At 69.8% G+C, this 17,011-nt stretch carries 12 protein-coding genes; 7 read left to right on the plus strand and 5 right to left on the minus strand.

All coding sequences use genetic code 11. The features are described from left to right. The first annotated feature begins 51 nt into the window (after window positions 1-51). A complete protein-coding gene (locus FHX31_RS10305) occupies window positions 52-1,038 on the plus strand; it encodes a Gfo/Idh/MocA family protein (protein ID WP_184975829.1) in 987 nt (328 codons plus the stop codon). A gap of 15 nt (window positions 1,039-1,053) precedes the next feature. Here FHX31_RS10305 and FHX31_RS10310 read toward each other — a convergent pair whose 3' ends face one another. After that, complete coding sequence (locus FHX31_RS10310; protein WP_013287136.1) at window positions 1,054-1,764, minus strand: class I SAM-dependent methyltransferase; 711 nt, start codon at window positions 1,762-1,764, stop codon at window positions 1,054-1,056. Window positions 1,765-1,942: 178 nt separating this feature from the next. Here FHX31_RS10310 and FHX31_RS10315 point away from each other — a divergent pair, with 178 nt between their 5' ends. Then, on the plus strand, window positions 1,943-3,052 hold the full coding sequence (locus FHX31_RS10315; RefSeq protein ID WP_184975832.1) for a DegT/DnrJ/EryC1/StrS family aminotransferase: 1,110 nt from the start codon (window positions 1,943-1,945) through the stop codon (window positions 3,050-3,052). 127 nt (window positions 3,053-3,179) lie between these two features. Next, complete coding sequence (locus tag FHX31_RS10320; RefSeq protein ID WP_091331633.1) at window positions 3,180-4,616, plus strand: NDP-hexose 2,3-dehydratase family protein; 1,437 nt, start codon at window positions 3,180-3,182, stop codon at window positions 4,614-4,616. Between the two features lie 162 nt (window positions 4,617-4,778). Here the strand turns inward: FHX31_RS10320 and FHX31_RS10325 are convergent, their stop codons facing one another. Beyond that, window positions 4,779-5,987: a nucleotide disphospho-sugar-binding domain-containing protein gene (locus FHX31_RS10325; protein ID WP_184975835.1), complete on the minus strand. Its 1,209-nt coding sequence runs from the start codon at window positions 5,985-5,987 to the stop codon at window positions 4,779-4,781. 155 nt (window positions 5,988-6,142) lie between these two features. Between FHX31_RS10325 and FHX31_RS10330 the strand changes: the two genes are divergently transcribed. The 3 genes from FHX31_RS10330 to FHX31_RS10340 all read left to right on the plus strand — a co-directional run bounded on the left by FHX31_RS10330 (window position 6,143) and on the right by FHX31_RS10340 (window position 7,995). Next, complete coding sequence (locus tag FHX31_RS10330) at window positions 6,143-6,757, plus strand: NADPH-dependent FMN reductase (protein ID WP_047891987.1); 615 nt, start codon at window positions 6,143-6,145, stop codon at window positions 6,755-6,757. Then, the gene (locus tag FHX31_RS10335; protein WP_047891988.1) at window positions 6,754-7,506 is read left to right on the plus strand and encodes a class I SAM-dependent DNA methyltransferase; all 753 of its coding nucleotides are present in this window, start codon (window positions 6,754-6,756) and stop codon (window positions 7,504-7,506) included. The genes FHX31_RS10330 and FHX31_RS10335 overlap by 4 nt, the downstream gene beginning before the upstream one ends. A 69-nt stretch (window positions 7,507-7,575) precedes the next feature. After that, window positions 7,576-7,995 carry an ester cyclase gene (locus FHX31_RS10340; protein ID WP_013476232.1) on the plus strand — a complete coding sequence of 140 codons (420 nt, stop codon included), beginning with the start codon at window positions 7,576-7,578 and terminating at the stop codon, window positions 7,993-7,995. A gap of 77 nt (window positions 7,996-8,072) precedes the next feature. On the opposite strand, the gene FHX31_RS10345 is transcribed toward FHX31_RS10340, so the two are convergent. The 3 genes from FHX31_RS10345 to FHX31_RS10355 all read right to left on the minus strand — a co-directional run bounded on the left by FHX31_RS10345 (window position 8,073) and on the right by FHX31_RS10355 (window position 13,728). Continuing rightward, complete coding sequence (locus FHX31_RS10345) at window positions 8,073-9,206, minus strand: nucleotide disphospho-sugar-binding domain-containing protein (RefSeq protein WP_184975838.1); 1,134 nt, start codon at window positions 9,204-9,206, stop codon at window positions 8,073-8,075. A gap of 7 nt (window positions 9,207-9,213) precedes the next feature. Next, window positions 9,214-10,446, minus strand: a complete 1,233-nt coding sequence (locus tag FHX31_RS10350) for an acyl-CoA dehydrogenase family protein (protein WP_256092964.1) — start codon at window positions 10,444-10,446, stop codon at window positions 9,214-9,216. A gap of 282 nt (window positions 10,447-10,728) precedes the next feature. Further along, window positions 10,729-13,728, minus strand: a complete 3,000-nt coding sequence (locus FHX31_RS10355) for an AfsR/SARP family transcriptional regulator (RefSeq protein WP_184975841.1) — start codon at window positions 13,726-13,728, stop codon at window positions 10,729-10,731. 328 nt (window positions 13,729-14,056) lie between these two features. Between FHX31_RS10355 and FHX31_RS10360 the strand changes: the two genes are divergently transcribed. Then, the gene (locus FHX31_RS10360) at window positions 14,057-17,005 is read left to right on the plus strand and encodes a glycoside hydrolase family 183 protein (protein ID WP_184975844.1); all 2,949 of its coding nucleotides are present in this window, start codon (window positions 14,057-14,059) and stop codon (window positions 17,003-17,005) included. Window positions 17,006-17,011 lie beyond the last annotated feature (6 nt).

The following is a 17,011-nucleotide window of genomic DNA, read 5'->3' on the forward strand; positions in this document are numbered from 1 at the left end:
TACGCCCGCGCTGAGAGGTGCCCGTTGTCTGGATCCGGTTCTGTGCTTCGGATGGGCGTGCTCGGGTGCGCCGACATCGCCATCCGGCGGTTGATGCCCACGATCGCAGGGCTCGACGGTGTCGAGGTCGTCGCGGTGGCCAGCCGGAGCCGGTCCAAGGCCGAACAGGTCGCCGGCCGGTTCGGCTGCGCGGCGGTGACCGGCTACCGCGATCTGCTCAAGCGCGACGACGTCGAGGCGGTGTACATCCCGCTGCCGCCGCGGCTGCACTACGAGTGGGTGGCGGAGGCGCTGCAGGCCGGCAAACACGTGCTCGCCGAGAAGCCGTTGTGCACCACGTACGTGGAGACGGTCGAACTGATGGCCGTCGCCCGCGAACGCCGACGCGTCCTCGCCGAGAACTTCATGTTCCTGCACCACTCGCAGCACGACGCAGTCCGGGCCATGGTCGCCGCCAACGCCATCGGCCGGCTGCAGGTGTTCTCCAGCTCGTTCGGTGTGCCGCCACTCGATCCGGCTGGGTTCCGCTACCAGCCGGCCCTCGGCGGCGGCGCACTGCTCGACGTGGGGGTGTACCCGCTGCGGGCGGCGCAGCTGTTCCTGCCGGAACTCGAGGTGCTCGCCGCCACCCTGCGGTACGACGAGACCACCGGCGTCGACGTGGCCGGATCCGCCCTGCTGGCCGCGCCGGACGGCGTGGCGGTACAGCTGGCGTTCGGCTTCGACCACTCCTACCGGTGCGAGTACGCGCTGTGGGGCAGCACCGGCCGGATCGCCGTCGACCGGGCGTTCACGCCGCCGGACCAGCTGAAACCGCCGGTCCGGGTCGAACGCCAGGATCAGGCCACCGAGTTGGCGATGCCGGCCGACCCGCAGGTACGCAACGCGGTGCGGGCGTTCGTCCAGGCGGTTCGCTCCGGTGTCGACGGGCCGATCGAGGAGCGGGCCACCCTGCGGCAGGCCCAACTGGTCGAGGCGGTCCGCGACGTGGCACGCGTGACCGGTTCCCCGGCGAGAATGCTGCGTGCGGCCGGATGACGGTGCCGCACGCCCTCACTGTCGGATACCGACGAACAGGCCGCGCCCGGTCGGCGGGCCGGGGAGGAACTCGATCGAGCATCCGGCATCGCGGAAAGCTGATTCGTACTCCTCACGCGTGAACAGCGTCAGGCGGTCGATCTCCACGAACTCGCGGATACCCGACTCGTCGGCGACCAGGAACCGGACCTCCATCCGGGTGGCCCGGCCGTCGAGTGTCGAGTGGGAGATCCGGGCGATCGTGAGGTCCTCACCACGGGCCAGATCACCCGCCACGTAGCCCTCGATGAACTGTTCAGGGAACCACCAGGGCTCGACGACCAGGACCCCTCCGGGCGCCAGGTGCCGCGCCATGCAACCGATGGCGGCGCGCATCTCCTCGACCGTGTCCACGTACGCGATCGAGCAGAACATGCACGTGATCGCGTCGAAGGTGGTGTGCAGGTCGAAGTCGCGCATGTCGCCGGCCCGGATGTGGACGCCGGGCAGCCGCAGCCTGGCCCGCTCCCGCATCGGTTCGGCCAGTTCGAGGCCCTCGACGTGCGCGAATCGGCGGGACAGCGCTTCGAGATGGGCCCCGGTTCCGCAGGCGACGTCGAGCAGCGTGCGCGCCGCCGGGCGGTGCCGGCGCACGACCTCGTCGACGAGGACGGCTTCGGCGCCCCAGTCCTTGCCCCGGCTCTGATAGATCCGCTCGTACACGTCGGCCAGATCGGCGCTGTACATCGGCGCTCCTGCGAAAAGGGGAGGGTGTCGGCCAAGAACCCTGGCAGAGCCCGCTCGCGGCGTGCTGAACGGCTCACCAACGTGTATCGAGCCGCGTTGCAGCGGTTCCCGAGCGCGTGCTGCGAACGTCGTGCCGACCTAGCCTGGCGCAGCGAGCGGATGAGGGGCCGGCGCATCGATGAGCGACAACGTATGGGACTACCTCGGCGAGTACGAGACCGAGCGGGACGACATCCTCGACGCGGTCGACACCGTGTTCCGGTCCGGTCAACTGGTGCTGGGCCAGAGCGTAAAGGCGTTCGAGGCGGAGTATGCGGCCTGGCACGGGATGGCCCACTGCGTCGGCGTCGACAACGGCACGAACGCGATCAAGCTCGCGCTGCAGGCGGCCGGGGTCCGCCCGGGCGACGAGGTGATCACGGTGTCGAACACTGCAGCGCCGACGATCGTCGCGATCGACTCGGTCGGCGCGGTGCCGGTCTTCGTCGACGTCGACAGTGACACGTACCTGATGGACAACTCAGCGGTGAGCAGCGTGGTCGGCCCGCGGACCACCTGCATCCTGCCGGTGCACCTGTACGGACAGTGCGTCGACCTGACCGAACTGCGCGCGCTCGCCGACGCCCACGATCTGATCCTGCTGGAGGACTGCGCGCAGGCGCACGGCGCGCGCCACCGCGGCCGGCTGGCCGGAACGACCGGTGACGCCAGCGCATTCTCGTTCTACCCCACCAAGGTGCTCGGCACATACGGCGACGGGGGAGCGGTCGTCACCGACGACGACGAGACGGCCCGGCGGCTGCGCAGGCTGCGGTACTACGGCATGGAGGAGCGCTACTACGTCGTCGAGACGCCCGGTCACAACAGCCGCCTCGACGAGGTCCACGCGGAGATCCTGCGCCGCAAGCTGCGCCGGCTGGACAGCTACATCGCGGGCCGGCGGGCGGTGGCCGACCGGTATGCCGCCGCGCTGGCCGGGACGGACCTCGCGCTGCCGGTGGTCGCACCCCACAACGAGCACGTCTACTACGTCTACGTGGTGCGCCATCCCCGGCGGGACGAGATCATCGCCGCTCTGCGCGAGTACGACATCAACCTCAACATCAGCTATCCCTGGCCGGTGCACACGATGACCGGCTTCGCGCATCTGGGCTATGCCGAGGGCGCCCTGCCGATCACGGAGAAGCTGGCGGGGGAGATCTTCTCGCTGCCGATGTATCCCGCGCTAAAGCCGGCGAAGCAGGACCGGATCATCGATGCGCTCCAAAAGGTTCTGGCCAAGCTGTGACCGGGCCGGTGCGCGAGCCTGCTCGCGCGCCAGTAGAGCGCGGATCCAGCCATCGTCGACGGTTACCCGTGACGGGTGCGCGACCGTCGAGACTTCGCACTTGGTAACGACGACGGAGGACTGCCGCATGCCTGTCCTGCCCCCTGCCACGACGTTACGGGTCGATCGTGAGCCGATCCACCTGCGCCTAGCTCGCTCGGCTCTCGTCCGCGACGGCGCCGGCGTTGCGGACGTCCGGGGCTGGTTTGACGAATTCGCCCGGCGCGCGTACACCGACGTACGCCGGATTCCGTTGTCAGCGCTGAAGAGCTGGCACACCGACCCGGCGACCGGCGACATCCGCCACGACCTGAGCAAGTTCTTCGTGGTGCAGGGCATCGACGTGGCGGTTCCCGGCGGGCCGGTCGCCCACTGGCGCCAGCCGATCATCCACCAGCCGGAGATCGGAATTCTCGGCATCATCGCCAAGGAGTTCGACGGGGTACTGCATTTCCTGATGCAGGCAAAGGTGGAACCGGGCAACGGCAACGGCCTGCAGTTGTCGCCGACCGTACAGGCGACCCGAAGCAACTACACGCGGGTACACAACGGTCGCGCCGTGCCGTACCTGGACTACTTCCGCCACCCCGGTATGCACCGGGTGATCGGCGATGTACGCCAGTCCGAGCAGGGGTCCTGGTTCTACCGCAAGCGCAACCGGAACATGGTCGTCGAGGTGACCGGGGACGTCGAGGTGCTGGACGGGTTCCGCTGGCTCACGCTCGGCCAGATCCATGCCTTGCTCAGCGCAGACGATCTGGTGAACATGGACGCTCGCACCGTGCTGTCATGCCTGCCGTTCGCTGGCGCCGGTGTGCACAGGGTGCTGCCCGGCGGCGGCGCGATCCGCGAGTCGCTGATCCGTGCCTGCGACGAGACCGCCGGCAGTCTGCACACCACGGGCGAGGTCCTCAGTTGGATCACCGAGATGCGCTGCGGGCTCGACGTCGAGACCCGGCGGATCCCGCTGAACGAAGTGACCGGCTGGCATCGGACTGAGGACGCGATCGTCCACGAGAGCGGCCGGTTCTTCTCGGTCATCGGAGTCGGCGTCTCGGCGGGCGGGCGTGAGGTCGCCCACTGGACGCAGCCGATGATCGAGCCGGTCGGCACCGGGCTGATCGGACTCCTGGTGCAGGACATCGGCGGCGTGCTGCACGTCCTCGTGCAGGCCAGAGTCGAGCCCGGCTATCTCGACGTCGTCGAACTCGGTCCCACCGTGCAGTGCATCCCCGGCAACCACGAGATGCTGCCACCCGGCGACCGGCCGCGGTTCCTCCCAGACTTTCTCGACGCGCCTGCCGACCAGATCCACTTCGACACCGTGCTGTCAGAGGAGGGCGGTCGATTCTTCCACGCGCTCAACCGGTACATGATCGTCGAGACCAGTCGCGGCGCCGAGCTGGAGCATCGGGAGTTCCGCTGGATCGCCGTGCACCAGCTTGTGGCGCTGCTGCGACACAGCCACTACCTGAGCGTCCAGGCGCGCAGCATGCTCGCCTGCCTGCACAGCCTGATCACCTGAGCACCCGCCGGCCGCCCGGCGGTCAGGCGGGGCGGTCGTCGGCGTCGTTGAGCGGCAGCCGCAGCCGTGTCCTCGTGCCGCCACCCGGTCCGCTCGACACGTGCAGCTTCGATGATCGCCGTCAGGGAGCCGGAGAGCTGTCACGGACGAGGAAGCAGAGAGTCAGACGCCGATCAGGTCTACGAGATCCGCGGGCGTCGGCCGCTGCTCCATCTCTCCGCGCAGCCGCACGGCCGACCGCCTGTACGACCCGTCGGCGAGCAGTTCGTCGATGGCACGGCGGATCGCGGCGGCGTCGACGAGGTGACCCGGCAGCTGAACGGCGGCGCCGGCTGCGGCCACCCGGGTCGCCGACGCGGCCTGTTCGGAGGCGAACGTCAGCAGCACCTGTGGCACGCCCGCCCAGAGCGAGGTCAGGGTGCTGCCGCCGCCTCCGTGGTGGACAACCGCTGAGCACGTCGGCAGCAGCAGCCGTAACGGAAGCCGCTCGAGTACCCGCACCGTCGGCGCCACCGGGCCGAGCTCGGCCACGTCCTGTGCGGTCGCGGTGAGCACCACCTCGGCGTCCAGGCCTTCGAGCGCACGCACTGCCTCGGGCAGCACGAACGAGCGGGGACCCGACATCGAGCGCAACGCCGTCGACCAGGACAAACAGACCCGCGGACGGTCGATGGGTTCGAGCAGCCACGTCGGAGCCGGGGCGGTGCCGTTGTAGGGGACGTAGCGCACCGGCAGCCGCTCGGCCGCCAGCAGCGGTTCGACCGATGACGGGCACGGGTCGACGACCGTCTTGATCATGCCGGCGTCGAACGGGCCGAGACCGTAGCGGGCGAAGGAGCCGCTGATGTCATCCGGCACGATCCGCATGTGCTCTGGTTCGGCCGGACCGACCGGACCCCACAGCACCATGGCCGTCTTGACGCCGGTGACGAGGCCGGCGAGCAGGCCCTCCAGGCTCGCCGGGTCGTGCAGCACGAAGTCCGGCCGGAACGCCGTCGTGTACTCGACCGCGGCGTCGAAGCTGGCCGCGGCCCGGGCGGCGACCTCCGGGAGCTGACGCTCGCGAAACCCGGTCAGGTCGAAGTCGTCCAAGCCGTCCAGCTGCGCGCCGGTGATCGGATGCAACGGCGGCCACGGGTACGGCCATACCCCGTCGACCGCCTCCGTGAAGTACTGCAGGCGGAGCCGGATCTCGTCCGACGGACTGTCCAGAATCGGCACCGGAGTCAGCCCCGCTGCGCACAGCGGCGCTACCTGCGACGGGGTGCACAAAACGCGCACCTCGTGCCCGCCGGCCTGCAGTGCCCAGCCGATCGGCACCATCACAGCGTAGTGGGTGGGCCAGGACGACACCGTGAACAGGACCTTCACCGCAGCTCCCTCGATACGGATGCGCACGGCCTGCGCGTCGCCATCCTGGCCACATCCGGTCGAAAGGTGCTCGAGCGGGCGTCGATGCGTCGCCGACCGGAGCCGGGCAGAGTCGCCATGACACGACGTTCAGCACGACAGAAAGAGGACCGTCGATGCCTGGACCACCCCACCGCAGCAACCATCCGCCTCCCCAGGTCGTACTCATCGGTGGCTCGCTGTGCGCATCGTCGCGCACCGGCCGGCTTGCCGTGTGGTGTGCTGGTAGATGCGCCGAGGAGGGAGCCGTCGTCACGTGCCTGCGCGGCGCCGACCTCGAGTTGCCGTTCTACCGGCCACACCGCGGGGACGGGCCGCAGCGGGTACCACGGATCGTGGCGGCCCTCGCCCGTGCCGACGGGGTCGTGCTCCTCTCACCCACGTATCACGGCACCGTCTCCGGCCTGCTGAAGAACGCTCTCGACTACGCCAACGACCTCGCCGACGCCCGTGAGCCGTTCCTCAGCGACCGGCCGATCGGCTGCGTTGCCATCTCCTCCGGGGATCAGGGCGCGCACTCCACCCTGGCCACCCTGCGGACCATCGCGCACGCGCTGCGCGGCTGGCCGACCCCGCTCGGCCTCGCCCTGTCCGGTGAGCGCGCCGAACTGGACACGACCGGAGCGCCCGCCGACCCCCGTACTCGGGCCGCTCTGGAGATTCTGCTGGATCAGGTACTCGTCGCCGCCCGCCGTCGGGTGCGGCCGACGGTGGCGGGAGCGCGGCGATGACGACATCGGTGCCGGCGGCCGGCATGTACGGCGAGGAACAGGCCGAGGTGTACGAGCTGGTGCACCGTGCCCGAGGCAAGGATTACGACGAGGAAGCCGCGTTCGTCGCCGAGCAGGCGCGGGCGTTGCTGCCCGGCGCTGCGACCCTGCTCGACGTCGCCTGCGGCACCGGTGCGCACCTGCGCGCGTTCGCTCGGCTCTTCGACCGGGTGGAGGGCCTGGAACTGTCCCCTGCGATGGTCGAGGCGGCCCGCACGAACACCCCGGGGGCGGTCGTGCACCACGGCGACATGCGCTCCTTCCATCTCGGCGAGCGGTACGACGTGATCACCTGCATGTTCGGCTCCGTGGGCTACCTCACCGACGTCGAGGAGCTGAACGCGGCCCTGCGGCGCTTCGCGGCGCACCTCTCGCCCGGCGGTGTGGTCGCGATCGACCCTTGGTGGTTCCCGGACACCTACCTCGACGGATACGTGTCGGCATCCCTTGTCGAGGCCGACGGGACGACCGTCGTACGTGTCTCGCACTCCAAGCGCGACCGCGACGCTTCCCGGATGGAGGTCCACTACATCGTCGCTCGCCCCGCCGGCGGCGTCCACCACTTCGTCGAGCAGCATCGCATCACGCTGTTCCCCCGCGACACGTATGAGAAGGCATTCCGGGGCGCGGGATTGAGGGTGCGCTACCTCGAGGGCAGCCAGTCGGGCCGTGGCCTCTTCGTCGGCTGTGCCGGACACCAGGAGGACTGAAGCCCTTTCCGAGCGCCGGGTGCCAGCATCGGCGGCAACCCGGCAGACCCCAGAGCATGAGGAGTTGGCATGTCGCCGCTGGAGAACAAGAATCGCTGCCTGCAGATGGTCGCCGCCTGGAACCGGGCAGACGTGTCGGGGGTGACTGAGCACTGGGCGCCCGACGTCACGCATTACAACCTGGACGGCGAGCCGCACGACACCGAGCTCGTCCTGACGGCGATGCGTGGCTCGCTGGTGTCCTTCTCAGACCTGCGACTCGAAGTGAGGAGCATCCTCGCGGAAGGCGACCGGGTGATGCTCCGGTTGACCGCGACCGCCACGCACAGCGGTGAGTTCGCCGGGATACCGGCGACCGGGCGGAAGGTCACCTGGCACTACCTCGAGGAGCTGCGCTTCAACGAGGAGGGCAAGGTCGTCGAGCACTGGGACATATTCGACTTCGCCCCGCTGTTCCGGGAACTCGGCCACCCGGCACCGGCGCTCTGAGCGTCACGCCGGGCAGCGCCGGCAGTGTGAAACGGCCTCGTCCGGTCGCCGCGGGCGAGGCCGTTTCGCGTACCGGCTCACCTGGTGAGCTGCACCAACCGGGGAACGAGGTCGGCGACCGGCGGCATGGTGGCGGCCTCGGAGGCCGCGTCCCGAGCCGCCTCGCGCATCGAGTCGTCCTCGAGGAGCCGCCGGCACTCTGCAGGACCCAACTGCGCCGAACTGGTCGAGAAGCCGATGCCTCGCTTGACCAGCACGTCGCGCCCGATGTTCTGGAAGGAACCCTGCGGGATCACACACTGCGGCACCCCGGCGACGAGCGCGGTCATGATCGTGCCGCTGCCGCCGTGGTGGATGATCCCGGCGCAGGACTCCAGGAGCACACCCAGCGGGAGCCACTCGATGACGCGGACGTTCTGCGGCAACTTGCCGAGCAGCGCCTCATCACCGCCGCCCAGAGTGAGCACGAACTCGGCCTCGACAGAACCGGCGGCCTCGATGAACGGGGCCAGCTGGGCGATCCCACCCCAGCGGGCGTCGATCGTGCCGAGCGTGACCGCGATGCGCGGCCGCGCCGGCGCTTCCACGAGCCACTCCGGCAGGATCGCACCGCCGTTGTAAGGCTGGTACCGCACCGGCCAGGCACCCGGCGTGTGCGGACCGGGCAACAATGACTCGATGCTCGGCGCCATCGGCATGAGCCGGACCCGGGTACCGGGCGAGCCGCCGACAGCGTTCCGCTCGTAGTCGGTGGCCATCGCCGCACGGATCAGCGATGGCAGCTGCTCCTCACCGTCGGCCGGCCCGAGCGGCAGTTCGGCGCAGGGTATCCCGAGCGCAGCGGCGACGAGTGGCCCGGCACCCTGCGTCGGGGTGTACACGACCAGGTCCGGCCGCCACTGCTTCGCGAACGCGAGCGCGCCGTTCACCACGGCCCCCGAGACCCGGGCGAACATGGCTGCGAGATCTGCGACGCCCGCCTCGTCGGAGTGCATCGGGTCGACGCCGTCGGTCTCGTCGGGGATGAACAACTTCGCGTAGTTGGCGCCGGGCGAGGCGTCGACGCCACACAAACCGGCCTCGGCGACGGCATGGATCTCGCCGCCACCCGCGTACCGGACGTGGTGGCCCGCGGCCTGAAGGGCGTGGGCGAGCGGCACGGTGGGCAGGATGTGGCTGAGCCCGGGGGACGGGATGAACAGGACGCGCATGGCTCTCCTAAGGGGACGGCTCGCGCCGGGCTCTGATCGCCCGGGCGCTGACGTAGTCGTTGTCCTGGTCGAAGCAGAGGACTTGGCCGCTGAGGTAGTCGATCGCGTCGACGTAGGTGTACGGCTGCATGTATCGGCCGGCGCGCACGTCGCGGTAGTGGCGGGCGAGCGGGTGCCGGGCCGAGAAGGAGGCGCCGCCGACGACCGTCATGCAGCGATCAACAATGTCTGACGCGAGCTGGTTGACCATGAGCTTCGCGCACTGGAACGGGGTCATCATCCGGCGGCCGCGCTCATCGGCGTCGACCGAGAAGTCGAATGCGAGCTCGTCGGCATTGCGTAGCGCGGCGGCGGCCGACGAGCGCAGTGCGAACAATCGCGCCTCGATCTCGGCGAGCAGCGTCCGGACCGCCGCTCCTGGGTCGACCCGGCGCCGGACGGTCCAGTCGACGGCCACGTTGCGCGCCGCCGACGCGATCCCGGCGTAGATGCCGAGCATGGTGACCGAGCTGACCGTCTGCCCAGCGAGCACCGCGTCCTGGCGGGCACCGACCGCGGCCCTGGGGAGGACGTCCGCCGCTGCGATCGGGCAGTTGTCGAAGACGATGTCGACAGTGCCCGAGCCGCGCATGCCGAGGCCGTCCCAGTTGTCGAGGACCGTGAGGCCGGGCGTCTGGCGGGTCAGTACCGGCGCGGCGAGGCGGAGCGGTTCCTCGTCGACGTGCACCTCGGCGTATACCGCGAAGTGTGTGGCGGCGGGCGCGAGGCTTACCAGGGTCTTGCGACCGTTGAGCAACCAACCTCCGCCAGGCGCCGGAGTCAGCCTGGTCGTGGCACGCGGCGCGTCCTTGACCGCGCCGCAGATGATCGCCTCGCGCTCGCCGATCGAACGCATGAGCCGCTCGGCGAGGGACTGCGCCTCCGGCGCGCCGTAACGCCACTCGTAGGTGAGGGTGAGCCCACGGCTGAGCTGCATGTGCAGCGCGAGTGCGACGGACGCGTCGAACTCGGCGAGGGTACGTAGCGCGAGCGCCACGTCGTGCATGTGGCTCACCCCGAGACCGCCCAGTTCGGCGGGAACGGTGGCGGCCAACACCCCCGAGGTGCGAAAGCGATCGAACACCTCGAACGGAAATGTGCCGTCCCGGTCGTGCGCTCCGCTTACCTCCCGCACGTACGGAATGTGCACGGCCAGCAGGTCAAGGAACGCCTGCCCCTCCTTGCTGACCGGTGCCAGCAACTCCCCGGCCGCCGGTGCTCGTACAGGCGTGGTGGTCATCCATGCTCCAGTCTGTGACCGTGTGCGTCAGATGCATCCGACTCTGCTCCGGACGATTTGAGCCTCACTGGAGCGGCATCATCGCCGTCAAGGAGGATTCGAGGGACCAACGCGACGGACGTCGGCCGGCCCGCCGTAGCCCTGGATGGCGCCCCCGAAACCCATCCAGAGTGGAACAGGGAGTCTGTTGCCTGGTATCTCGCCGGGTTGGCCGCCGCCGTACGTGGGCCCGGTCAAGACGATTCAGTCGTCGAGCGTCTTCACCAGTCCAAGCGCGCGCGACTCGATCAGCCGGTAGCCGGCTTCGATCGCCATGCGCAGCGCGGCCTCGGCGTGCTCGCGAGCGACGTCGGGCTGCTCGGTGGCCAGGCACACCGCCGCCAGCCCCACCAGGGCACTCGCCTCGCACCACACGAACCGGGTCTGCCGGGCCAGGTCGAGCGCCAGGCGGTGTTCCTCGGCTGCCTCTGCCGGCCGTTCAGCGGCCAGCAGCACGCGGCCGTAAGCCTCGCGTGCCCACGCCTCGGTGCCGGCGTCGCCGATCTCCTGGGTCAACGCCACTGCTTGTCGCGCGTCGGCGCAGGCGCGTGGTGCGCGGCCGGTCATCGACCACAACAACGCACGTCCGCTGAGTGCCGTCGCCTCGCCGTACCGATAGCCCAGATCGCGGTTGGCGACCAGCGCCCGGTCGTACAACTCCTCGGCGGCTTCCCGGTCTCCACGGTCGCGGCGGATGCCCGCGAGGTCGACCAGAAGCACCGCTTCGTTGTACCGCGAGCCGCTCCGTTCCGCGCAGGTTAGTGCGTCCCGGATGTGCTGGTCCGCCTGTGACAGCGCGCCGAGCTGCCAGTGTGCGAATCCGAGGTTGGCGAGGGACATGGCCTCGCCGCCGTCGTTGCGGTATTGCCGGTTGAGCTCCAGGGATTGTTGGGCGCAGTCGATTGCGGCTCGGGGGTTGCCGAGGCGCTGGTGCACCGCGCTGAGATTGTTCAGCAGGGCCGTGCGTCCCTCCGGCCACCGGTCATGGGCGTTGATGCGGAGGCCGTCGAGGAGGTGTTGGCGGGCTTCCTCGTACCGGCCGGCGGTGACGTGGGCGAGGGCGATGCTCAGGTGCATGCTGGCCTGGGCTGTCAGGTCGTTCGCGGCCTGGGCGGCGGCCAACCCTCCGGTGGCCGCGGACAGCCACTCGGCGCGGCGTCCACGCTGGTGGAACCAGGCGCGAAGGGCGTCGGTGAGCTGCCAGACAAAGCGTGCATGCCCGTGGTCGGCGGCGTGGTTGATCGCCGCGATGACATTGGCTGCTTCTGCGTCCAGCCACGCCGACGCCTCGTCGGCATCGGGAAACGATTGTTGCGGGACCGGCCCGGGGAGCCTGAGGAAGTGGGGGATGAGTTGACGTCCGGCGGCGTCGGCCCTGCTGCGATAGTGCTCAAGCAGACGCTGCCGGGCGTCGTGACGGGTGGTGTCGTCGTCCTCCGTGACGAGCCGGTCCACGGCGTACTGGCGGAGCAGGTCGTGAAACCGGTATCTGTCGCCTCCCTGATGCTCGATCAGGTGTGCGGACGCGAGGGCGCGGAGTGTTCTCGTCGCGATGGGGGGCGCGACCCCCTCGAGCGCGGCGGCGACGTGGGGGGTGAAGCTGCCACCGGGGACCAGCCCGATGTGACGGAACATTCGTTGCTGAGCGGTGGGCAGGGCCCGATACGACATCGCGAAGGCCTTCGTGACCGCGCCCTCGTCGGCACCGTCGACGGTCAGGCTGGTGAGAGGACCGCCCTCGTCGAGTTCCTCGGCCAGTCCGGCGATGTGGGGATGGCCGCTCGTCTGCAGGTTCGCTGCCGCTATCCGCAGTGCCAGTGGCAGGTGCCCGCAGAGGTGGGCGAGGCGGGCCGCGGCGCCGGCCTCGACCCGGACGGCCTCGTCGCCGAGCATCGCCGCCAGCAGCCGTACGGAGTCCGTCGGGCTGAGCACGCCCAGCAGCAGAGATCGGGCGCCGGCTCGGACGACCAGCTCACCGAGCCGGCGACGGCTGGTGATCAGCACGGTGCCGCTGGGCGGGATCAGCGGTATCACCTGGTCAGCGTCACGAGCATTGTCCAGCACCAGCAGAATCCTGCGGCCGGTCATCGTCGAGCGGAACAGCGAGACCCGGCCGTCCTGATCGTCCGGAACGACGCGGGGGTCGACACCAAGCCCACCGAGTAGCTGTCCGAGCGCGGCGGACGGTGTGACGGGTGGGCGCTCGACGTCGAAGCCGCGCAGGTCGATGAACATCTGACCGTCGGGGAAGGCGTCACGTACCCGATGCGCCCAGCGCACCGCCAGCGCCGTCTTTCCGACTCCGGGGATTCCGCTGAGAACCCAGACCGTCGTGGCGCTGGATCCGCCCGGCAGCTGGTCGAGACGGGTCATCTCGTCAGTTCTACCGATGAAACCTGGTACGTCCTGTGGCAGCTCTTCCGGACGGTGCGGGACGCTCGGCAGTGCGTCGTCGCGTTCCGCCGGCAGCACCGGATCACCCCTGAGGATGAGCCGGTGCAGGCGGCTGAGCTCGCGTGACGGTTCCAGGCCGAGATCGTCGTGTAGCCGGGTGCGGAGATCGCGGTAGACCTCCGATGCTCGATCGGCCTGGCCCTCGAGATACAGGGCTGTCATGAGCTGACCGACGAGGCGGTGCCGATAGGGCTGTCCGGCCACCTGGTCGGACAGCTCGCGCACCACTCTCCTCGTGCGACCCAGCCGCAGCAGCGCGTCCGCCCGGTCCTCCGCAGCCGTCCAACGGGCCTCGATGAGACCCGAACAGAGCAGTTGGCGTCCGGAATCGTCGACGACGTCGAGCAGTGGCTCACCTCGCCACAGGTCCAGCGCCTGGTCCAGCAACTCCACGGTGGTGCGATCGTCGGAAGAGCCTGCGGCCTGCTGGACGAGGGCGGAGAAGCGGTGAGCGTCGACGGTCGCCGGATCGGTGTGCAGCCGGTAGGCGCCGCGCTCGCTCAGCAGCTGCGCGGATGCACCGATCTGCCGGAAGGTGGCCCGTAGGCGCGAGACGATGGCCTGCACCGTCGCTCGTGCGCTGGGTGGGGGCGCCTGCGCCCAGATCAGGTCGATGAGCCGGTCCGCAGGTACCGGTCGATTGGCCTCCAGGACGAGCGCCGCCAGGAGCAACCGGGGCTGTCGTCCTCCGATGGCGACGCGGACACCCTCGGACCAGATCTCCACCGGCCCGAGGACCCGAAACTCCATGTGCACTTCCCTGCCGTCGCTGCGTGTGCGGGCCGGCGCGACTCCTCTGCAAGCATTTTGCAAGATCGCTGCATGCGCCGGCCCTGATTATGGTCGAGCCCGCTGACAGTGAGCGGGCGGTACGAGCGTGCGCTTCGCGGCGCGGCCAGCACGGGGTGGCCGCGAGCGACGAAGGGTGCGCAGAGTCCGGTGCGCTCATCCGGGGGGCGATGAGCGACGCAATCGCCGGGGTGCGATGCCTGCTGGCCGAGCACAACGATCCACCGGCCCGACGCGCCGTCCGCCGGACGGCACCGGCACCGGCCGGTCATCCAACAGAGGGAGTGCGATGAGAGACCCCCTGGCCCTGCTCAGCGCGACAGTTGTGCTGGCAGCGGCCGTGTTGACCAGTGGCGCCGCGCAGGCGGCGCCCGATTCGGCCGCGGCGCCAGCCGCCGTGGGAGCCGTCGCGCCGCCGCACACCGAACCGCGAGTCGCCGCCCCGCCGGTCCCGCAACCGACGCCGTTCAAGGAGGCGCCGCTCAGCACCGCCACCGGCAGGACGGCCGCCCCGCCCGACTTCGGCCCCGGGGAACGCGTGCTCTCGGCGTACCACCGGGGGAAGCTCTCCCGCGACGACGCGGTGCGGTACGGCCTGGGCGCGGTGCGCTCGCCCCGGTCGGTGCCGGCGCACCTTCGACCGACCGGGGCCATCCGCGACCCGCAGCGATATCTGACATACCTGTCGATGTTGGCGGCGAGCGCCGATCCGGAGGCGGCGCGGACGATCGCGCCAGATGTCGCGGTGCCTGCCGGCGCCGCCACGGCCGCCGGCTACGACGACTGCGCCGCCGAACCGTACGACTACCTCGGGGTCACCTATCGCTGCCGGGCGTCGGCCGGCGAATTCCTCGTCCTCTACAACATCGCCGGTGGAGGCAGGCCGGGCATCCCGGCGGACGCCAACCCGAACGGCCGGGCGAAGGCGGTGCAGCATCTGCTGAACGCGCTCTCGATCGCCGTCGACGAGTATCGCGAGATGGGCTACCCGTTGCCCGTGCGGGACGGCAAGCCCTGGGTGCTGGTCTACGGCGTCGACGAGATTCCGATCGTCGGCGGGGTCGGCCTGCCGATCGACGCGCCGTTCGTCCTGCCGTTCGGCTTGAACCAGCAGGCGACCATGCTGGTGCCCAACGGGCAGGACGACTGGGACTACCTGCCGCGGCATGAGCTGTTCCACGTCATGCAGTACCAGTACTGGGACCGGTCCGACGTCGGCCTGGACTACCTGGCCCTCTTCGTGGGCGGCAAGGAGTTCGGCTCGATGAACTGGTGGATGGAGGCCACCGCGGAGTGGGCGACCCGCCAGACGTACGTCCGGGCGCCGTACGTGCCCATCCCCGGCGAGGAGAAGCTGTACGCCCGCAACGTCTACGACGTGCTCAGCAAGCCCGGGGCGGCACTCAACTCCTGGGGCGGGCTGGGCGGCGGTCCGCAGTATGGCGCGTTCCTGCTGCCGACCTACCTCACCGAGCAGGTCGACGCCTCCTTCGTGCGACGCACGTGGGAGAGCATCCGGGACCACGACCATCTGCCGATCGAGGCGATCCGGCACACCGCTGAGGGCTACGGCCTGAACTTCGCGGACATGCTCCTCAACTACCACATCGCCAACTACCGACTGGCCAAGGCGAACGCCGCGCCCGCCCCGACCGTGGACGCCTGGCGCATCTACGGCTACTCCGACTCCGACGCGAGCCTGTGGCGCAGCAACCTCACCGGCGCGAGCGGGACGAGCGACGACGCCCTCGGGGGCGCCAGACCGGCCCGCAAGAGTCACTCGACGCCCGCCGGCGCCCAGGCGGAGTACCAGGACATCCTGCGTAAGGGCGGTGCTGTCTACCACGACTTCCGCGCGGTCAGGAACTCCGGCGACGCGAGCTGCGGATACTGCTCGACACTGATGGTGGACACCACCAGGGACGCCGACCGCAGATCTGCCGTCGTCGTCTGGTCGCCGACGGGAAGCACCGGCACGCTGGCGAAGTACCCGAGCATCCACACCGTGCGCCATCCCGACGCGGGTGGACTGATCACGGTGCCGGACTTCGCGTACCCCATGGTGGCCACTCTGGTGACCACCTGGACCGAACTGGACATCCACTCCGCCGACGCGGACAGCAGCCCGAAGACGTTCACCACGAATGTGGAGAGCGTGCTGCCACTCACGGCCCGCTCGTGCGTGCTGCGCCCGCTCTCGGTGCACAGCGTCGAGACCACGGTCGAGCCGGAGGGCGCGTTCAACAGATACGCCGCCAGCACGCCGGACGGCTGGACCGGCGGCGACTCCACGTACTCGGTGAAGCTGCCCGACGGCCGGATCGTCTGGCTGTTCTCCGACACCTGGATGGGCCCGCTCAACAGCGACGGCACCCGCCCGGTGAGCGCCCCCCTGGTCAACAACACCTTCGTCGTGCAGAACGGCGGCAGCCTCACCACCTACCAGGGCGGCACCGCCGGGGCGCCTCGGGCGTTGATGCCGCCGTCCGGACCCGGAAAGTGGTACTGGGTCGGTGACGGCCACCTCTCGGGCGGACAACTTCAAGTCGTGTACCAGGAGTACGAGCGGTTCGGTTCCGGCGCCTGGGACTGGCGGTTCAACCGCAACGTCGTCGCCAACTTCGCCCTGTCCAACCTGCGGACCCCGGTCAGCGTCCGGGAGTTGCCCTCTGCCAGCGGGGTCGCCTGGGGCTCGGGGCTGCTGCCGGCCAGCCGCAGCGGCGACGGCTACACCTACGTCTACGGCGTCGACGACTCCCCGATCAACAAGCAGATGCGCATCGCCCGGGTGTACGGCAGCGACCTCGCCAACGGCACCTGGCAGTACCACACGCCGTGGGGCTGGACGCTCCGCGAGCAGAACTCCCGCAACCTGCTGACCGGCATCGCCAACGAGTACAGCGTCACCCCCTGGGGCGGACAGTTCCTCCTCCTCAGCCAGGACAGCACCGAGGCGTTCAGCGGACAGATCAACGCCTGGACGTCCTGCTCACCGTACGGCCCCTTCACCCAGAAGACCCCGGTCTACCGCATGCCGGAACCCGGCCCCTACGGCAGCTACTGGAACCCCAACGTCATCTCCTACAACGCCCACGTGCACCCCGCGCTCAGCTCCGGTGACACCTTCATCGCCTCCTACAACGTCAACAGCATGGACACCCGTGTCTCCCCGGACGCGGACCACTACCGCGATCCGGGCATCTACCGCCCCCGCTTCTTCCGGTTCGTCCTCGGATAACCACCG

This window comes from Micromonospora sp. CNZ286, from assembly GCF_014207755.1.